A 5,938-nucleotide genomic window follows, 5' to 3' on the forward strand; every position below is an offset into this window, starting at 1 on the left:
GGGCATGCAGTCGTGGCAAGCCCTCCGATGCCATATCGGCTCTTGAAGCTGGCTGAGGGTCATGGGTAATCAGGTTCCCTTATGGAAAACCTTGGCAGGGATCACACATTAATATGATATTTAATCAAAAGGCGAGCACCCTGCTCGCCTTTTTTCAGCCATGCCGGTTCACTGCACCCCGAGCGCTTTATACACGGCATCCACCGGATCAGCATAAAAGCTGATCTGAAACTTGGAGAAGATCTCCGCCGGTACGGTCGGAATATCCGAGGCTGACGCCATCGGCAGCAATACCCGCTTTCCGCCGCTGTCCATCGCCAGTTGCAGACTACCGGCCAAATCCTCAACCGGATTGACCACACCGCCTAGCGTCATGTCACCCAATACCACCATCTGCTCTTGTACCGGCTTGCCCATCAGAATGGAACAAAACGCCACCAGCGCAGCCAGACTGGTTTTGGTGCTGGGGCCGGAGTTATGTAGCTCGACCACATGCAAATGGTACTCATGCTCGGAGAACTTGGCCGTTGCACTGATCCGATTCAGGTTGCCTTTGAAGTAATCGAAACCGACCCGGATCGCCTCTTTCGCTGGTGTATTGGAACCCAGGCCAGAGGTCGAATGCTTGCCATTGCCTGGGGTCATTTGGGTTTCAAAACGATAAAGGCCCAATTGCCCAGCCCCGCCCTTGGTGACCATATGCACCACCCCGGGCTTACCCAATCCCTCCGGGATCAACTGGCTGCCGCCCTGCTCCGGTACATTGACAAAAAACTCTTCCAACGTCTGATTATCGAGATAGCTGAAATGCACATCAAAAAACTCCATCCCGCCGAGTTTCTTGAGCTGCTCCTTGATACGCCGACGAAGCTCCAGCGCATAGGTCAAACAACGGCGCACATCTTCTTTATCAAACACGCCATGGGGATGGAGCAACTTCAACAACCCGGACACAGTACGACGCACCGCAATTACATCGCGCTGGTTCAAGTTGTTGCCCAGCTTGAAGTAACGATCGATGGCGTCGGAGAAACTGCGTTTACGCATCTCGCGCATATACTCGGCGAGATAATCGGTGATCAGGCCATAACTGTTGGTAAAAAACTCCGGCCGCATCTTGGGAATATCCCAACCGGGGATATAGGCATGGAAGCGATCAAAGAAGGCCGTATCGATCATCGCCTCCGGGAACGGCGCCAGCAGATGGCTGGTCTTGACCAGGGTCTCGACACTCTGGTTAATGTTGCCAACAAAGACCATGGATGCCTTGGCTTCTATCGAATCACGACCACGGGAGAAGGACCCAGAGGCCATGTAATCCTTCATGATCTGTACGCCGTCTTTATCCTTGAAGGTGATCCCCGCCACCTCATCAAAAGCCACCACATCCCACATGCCCACCAGACCAACCTGGCGCGAACTCATGTTGTAAAACAGGTTAGCTACCGTTGTCTGCCCACCAGAGACCAACAAGGAGTTGGGTGAACACTCCTTATAGACATGGCTTTTACCCGTCCCCCTCGGCCCCAGCTCACAGACGTTGTAGTTATTTTCAACAAAGGGGATCATCCGGGTCAGCAGATGCCACTTAACCCGTTGCTGCAAGTTGGTCGGCTCCATGCCGATGGAGCGGATTAATACATCCAGCCACTGATCGGTATTGAAATGAGCACGCGCAGCGAACAGCTCCTCCATATCCATGGAGGGCATCTGGATCGGCTTCAGGGTAAAAATTGAGAAGGGCGAGATCTTCTGCCCTTCCTCATAGAAATAATTGAGGGTGATGATGCACCAGATCCCGCCGGTCAGCAGTTTTTCGTTTTGCTTGACGATATTGGCCGGGATCACCGCATCCTTGATGCCCAGATTAGAGAGCTGCGCCTCGTAAACATCCTTTTTCTGATTGAGTTTGACCCCAACCTTATCGATCACCTTGAAGCTGCCCCGCTCACGGATCAGTGACTTGACCTTCTCTGCCTCATCGGGGCGCACATAATTCTCGGCCAGGATCTTCTTGACGTTTTCCAACCCCTCGCGCACCACCTCATCATCATCCGAGGCGCAATACATGCCGAGCAAATATTCCAGCACATAGACAGGCACATTGGCCCCTTCCTTGAGCTGTTTGGTCAGATCCTTGCGCACTACTTTGCCTTTGAAATAGCGATTCAGGCGCGCATCGAGATCCAGGCTGGCATGCTGCACCAGCTCATCTGCCGCACTTGCCGCACCGGCAAACGGATAGCCAGATATCAAACCGGGCTCGGCACTGTTGTCATAAACACGGCGCTCATCAGCACCTGGCTCACCGCCCGGATACACATCCATCTGCTGGATCAACACATTGTTGGTGATATGGGTAACAGAGGTGGCTGGCTGCTCCGGTTTCTCTTTACCGATATATTCGCCTTCAGTGGCACTCATTTCATCGTGTGGCATCGGGTCACTCCAAGGCATGGCCTGAGCCATGCCTTATTTCATCAATAAAAGTTCAAGACGTTCGGGATCATCACTGACAAATCGTCTCAACAACGTCCGACATTAAAAACCGAAGTCGTTCTGGATCGCCAGATCAATGGTCACCGGGTAGCGGGCCAGCTCAATGCCATCCTCATCATCTTCCAGCAGCAACAAATAGTGCGCCTTGCGGTCAAAATCGGTACCGGTCAGCTTCAAGCGAACATCCTGTTGGCGCTGCTCAAGGGTGCCGGAAGTCGCATCAAAGCTGAGCTTCTCGATAGCAGATACATGCTGTCCATTGGCATCCATCACAACAAAACGCACCGTGCGCGGCTTATGTCGATCATCCACGGCATCGGTCTGCAGAAACCGGATCTTGTCGATGGCATTGACCAACTTGATGGGCTGATAGGCAGGTACAATATTCACCTTGCTCTTCTCATGTTGTGCCTGTTTTTTGCCACGGAGCTCCTGAACTTCAAGCACAGGTACGCAGACCTCCTGCAGCATGGCACCGCCATGTACAAAACGGGCGCCGCCCACAAAGTGGAAACGGCTTACCCCCTTGGGCAGCCAGAATCCGACATCGGAATCTCCGCCGACCGTGTCGCAGATTCGGCCCTGCCATACATCTTCATTAACAGGCAACTGCCGTCCGAGCAGATAGCGTTTTTTGGCCTCAAGCGTGCCAGAAGGCTCTGTCTGTAGTTGGGCTTTAACCCCACTTTCCGGCGCCTCACGCTGGAACAAGAACCCATGATCTGCCGTGACGATGACTCGGGTAACACCAAAACCATTGATGATCTTGCTGACCAGATTATTGAGCTCATCGATGGCCTGACGAACTGCCGAAAATGTTTGCTGCTCAGTCGCCTGCTTGTCACCGATGGCATCAATGACATCGTGATAGACATAGATCACCCGAGCATCGCCAATCGCCTCATTGGCCTGAGCGCGGGTCCAACCTTGCAGCGACTTGGCTGATATCGCAATGCCCCCCACTTTAGCCAAAATTGCGCTGCGATTATCCAATCCGGCACTACTTTGACCATCCACCAATACAGTCGCACTCCCTTGTGCATAATCAATCTGCTGGTGGGGTAACAGGGCAGCCATCCCGAGCTGAGTGTAACTGGGCAACACTCCCAGCTGACTAGTGAGCTTGGCGGCAAAACGCTTGGCCTCGTTGATTTGCCCCTGCAACTCATGAGCCACCTCGTAGCGCAGCGCATCACTGATGATCACAAACTGCCGCTTTACCCCTGCCTGGGTAAAACGCTGCTTAACAACGGTATCGTAGAATCGTGCTTGTGTTGGTACGCCCAACTCCCAGCGTGCCAGCAGTTGCTGCTTGGCCAGCAATCCATCCCATGCCAAGCCAAGCTGGTAGAGGTACCAGTTAACATAAAGCTCTTCGAGCTTGTCGGCTAAAGCGGCCAATACCTCAACTGCCTGCCCCTGTAAATGGAGTAATGCCTCGTTAAAGAGACGATATGCAGCATCAAACTGGAACAACTCGGTTTCATAAGCCTGATACATGGCCTGAGCCGATGAAAAATGAAAACCATCCGGGTAGTTTCTGCGCAGTTCCAACAGATTTTCAGCATGCTGCAGCGCCTGATAGAGATAGGCATACTTGGGGTCGAACCCGGGCCAAAAGCCCTGACGACGGCGCGAGATGAGCTGACTAAAGTCGCTGCGACTCAAACCGAGATCGCCCCCCATCAATCCAGCAACCAACTCTCGGATCAAGGCCTGCTCAACCGCTTCAAAACTGGTCACCTCTGCCCAACACCATACCTCCTGAGTCGTCAGGCTATTCAACCTGTTTGACAACTCAAGCTGCGTCGCCACCTCTTGTGAAAGCTGGGCAAACGCTCCCCTGTGTTGTAATGAATCGCGCCAACCCGCCAGCAATGCCATGGCATTGGCTCGGCCGGTCGGCGTCACCAGCAACTGCGATTGCAACCAAGCCGGGCGCTGTTCCTGCTTGGTCACCTCCAGCAACTCATAACTCTCACTGGCAAAAAGCTTGCGGATAAACTCCCGCAAAGACTCCTTATTTTCTTCGGCGACCTGATAACCATAATCCCGTTCTAACAACTGCCAAAGGCTCGGCAGCAACCCATGTTGGTCAAGTGGTGCCAGAGCATCTGCGGGCTCAAAGTGAGTATCCAACAGGCGAGCGCCTAGTTCCCTGACTACATCAGCAGGTTGAGCAAGACAGCCCAACAACACGCTGATCATCTTTAGATCAAGCGACAGCGAGTCTTCCACCCCACTGCGGCCATCCAAACGACGCTTGAGGGCTGAGGTACGCTCCTTGTTGGCAAAAAAGCTGCTGCGTGACGCGATATAATCACGCAACGCCATATTGGCAAGACCCAGATCGTTGAGCAGGATCGAGGCCGCATCGGCGTGGAAGGTGACGCTATAGCGGCGCATATCCAGTAACCAGTCTTTGGCGGGGGCAGGCTCCGGGCTTGGCCAGTAGAGCAGAAACGGCGTGATCGGCTCATCAAGCTCAATGCGCTTACGCGCCTGAAGTTGGGAATGCTCGGCCATGTTGAGCACCGCCACTGGCTGGCCTTCGCGGGACAAACCGACCTGGGGAGCGGCAAGCTCTGCCAGCTGTGCTGTAAAGCTCTGCTCGGGATCATGCCAAAAGACGATCCGGCTCTGCTCGAATTTCTTATTTAGCCCGGTTTGGAGCTGGGTGATATCCATAAAAATCCGTCACGACAAGCCATTAGGCTCCGATTTACAACAAAACCATATGGTAATCGAAATGCTCTTAGAGTTCATGAAGCAATCCGTATTGGGTAGGGCCTGGAGTCATCGAATAGTCGCTTTGGCAAGCGCTACTCGCGGACTCAACCAGGTGGTATAGAAGAGAAGACAGGCCAGCCACCTACCTGTCCTCTTGATAGCCTCTGACAACCCAGCACTATGTTAAGCTGTCACAACACACTCAAGTTGCTGTTTGCATAATTGCTGACTGTTGCCCAGCAGCAGCTGGTTTTCGATAGAACGTAACAGGTTGTTAATATCTTCAAATTTATTAACCAGCAGACGACTACTGCGACTAGCCTTGCCGGAGGTCAGCTTCCAGCCGCAGTCGCAGTACTTCACGAATTTTACGCATTGCAATCCTCTTGGCAGACATAGGCTCTTACCTGGCAAAAGGGAGAGCGTATCAAAGGTTTTTAAATCAATGCGTTAAGGATGATTCCGGTGAATGTGAACAGTGATTCCGGGATGTTGAACACTGTTTCCGGAAAGGAGGGGCGAAGTGTTCAGGTTGAACCGGAATGAGCGTTCACATTGGTCCGGAAATGGTGTTCACGTTGAATCGGAATTGGTGTTCATGATCGGCTGGAATATGCAAATGATAAATATCAATCCGTCATTCCGCACCTGATTTTCCCTTTTTCGCGGCTTGACAGCGATCGGCTGTTTTGATCTATTACTGCTTTTT

2 protein-coding genes are annotated in these 5,938 nt (G+C 52.7%); both read right to left on the reverse strand.

Translation table 11 applies throughout. From position 1 onward, the window contains the following. Window positions 1-168 precede the first annotated feature (168 nt). A complete protein-coding gene (brxL, locus tag OKB81_RS19095) occupies window positions 169-2,469 on the reverse strand; it encodes a protease Lon-related BREX system protein BrxL (RefSeq protein WP_270805377.1) in 2,301 nt (766 codons plus the stop codon). 72 nt (window positions 2,470-2,541) lie between these two features. Beyond that, window positions 2,542-5,187, reverse strand: coding sequence for a BREX-1 system phosphatase PglZ type A (gene pglZ, locus OKB81_RS19100; RefSeq protein ID WP_059169676.1), 2,646 nt, complete (start codon window positions 5,185-5,187; stop codon window positions 2,542-2,544). Window positions 5,188-5,938 lie beyond the last annotated feature (751 nt).

The sequence above is a fragment of the Aeromonas sp. QDB56 genome (assembly GCF_027705505.1).
GTDB lineage: Bacteria > Pseudomonadota > Gammaproteobacteria > Enterobacterales > Aeromonadaceae > Aeromonas > Aeromonas caviae.

Excerpts from the sequence above, each read along its gene's own strand:
- brxL (WP_270805377.1), bottom strand. The coding sequence starts at position 2,469 with ATGGCTCAGGCCATGCCTTGGAGTGACCCGATGCCACACGATGAAATG.
- pglZ (WP_059169676.1), bottom strand. The coding sequence starts at position 5,187 with ATGGATATCACCCAGCTCCAAACCGGGCTAAATAAGAAATTCGAGCAG.